The organism is Pseudomonas shirazensis (assembly GCF_050496565.1).
GTDB classification, from domain to species: Bacteria; Pseudomonadota; Gammaproteobacteria; order Pseudomonadales; family Pseudomonadaceae; genus Aquipseudomonas; species Aquipseudomonas shirazensis_A.
Genome location: NZ_JBNWAE010000041.1, coordinates 1 through 1,015 on the forward strand (window position 1 = coordinate 1; position 1,015 = coordinate 1,015).

Genomic DNA, 1,015 nt, shown 5'->3' on the forward strand with positions numbered 1-1,015 from the left:
CAACGTCGGTGGCACTGATTACACCGTCACTGTTGGCGCCGATGGCAAGGGCACTCTCCAGGTCCCGAACACCAACGTTGAAGACGTCTACAAAGATGGCAGCGAAGTCACTGCGACCGTCACTGCGGTGAATGGCGGCAACTTCGAAGCTGTGGATCTGACTGGCGCGACCACCACTGTCGCTGTCGAAGACACCATCGACACCACAACCGTGGCCGTCACCGCCGAAGCTGCGAAAGAAGGCGATGCAAACCTCACCTTCAACTTCCAGCTCAGCAACCCGCCTCAGGCTGGTACCACTGCTACCTTGACCGTCAACGTCGGTGGCACTGATTACACCGTCACAGTTGGCGCCGATGGCAAGGGCACCCTCCAGGTCCCAAACACCAACGTTGAAGACGTCTACAAAGACGGTAGTGAAGTCACCGCAACCGTCACTGCGGTCAATGGCGGTAATTTCGAAGCCGTCGATCTGACTGGCGCGACTACTACTGTCGCTGTCGAAGACACCATCGACACCACCACTGTTGCTGTGTCCGCAGAGCCAGCTAAAGAAGGTGATGCCAACCTCACCTTCAGCTTCCAGTTGAGCAACCCGCCGCAGGCCGGTAGTACCACCACGCTGACTGTGAATGTCGGTGGTACCAACTACACCGTCAACGTTGGCGCCGATGGCAAGGGCACTCTCCAGGTCCCTAACACCAATGTTGAAGACGTCTACAAAGACGGCAGCGAAGTCACTGCGACCGTTACTGCGGTCAACGGTGGCAACTTCGAAGCCGTCGATCTGACTGGCGCGACTACGACAGTAACCGTCGAAGATACTATCGATGTCACAACTGTATCGGTCACCGGGGTACCAGCCACTGAAGCCGACGCCAACGTCACCTTCAACTTCGAACTGAGCAACAAGCCGCAAGCCGGCAGCGCGCCAGTCGTACTGAATGTGCGCATCGGCAGCACCGACTACACCGTCGACATCGACGCTAACGGCAAGGGTTCGATCCAGGTTCCT

General features: G+C 57.6%; 1 protein-coding gene. It reads left to right on the plus strand.

What is annotated here, in order from left to right:
* A partial coding sequence (locus ACQZ2L_RS25025) for an immunoglobulin-like domain-containing protein (protein ID WP_430328308.1) occupies nt 1–1,015 on the plus strand: 1,015 nt, incomplete at both ends.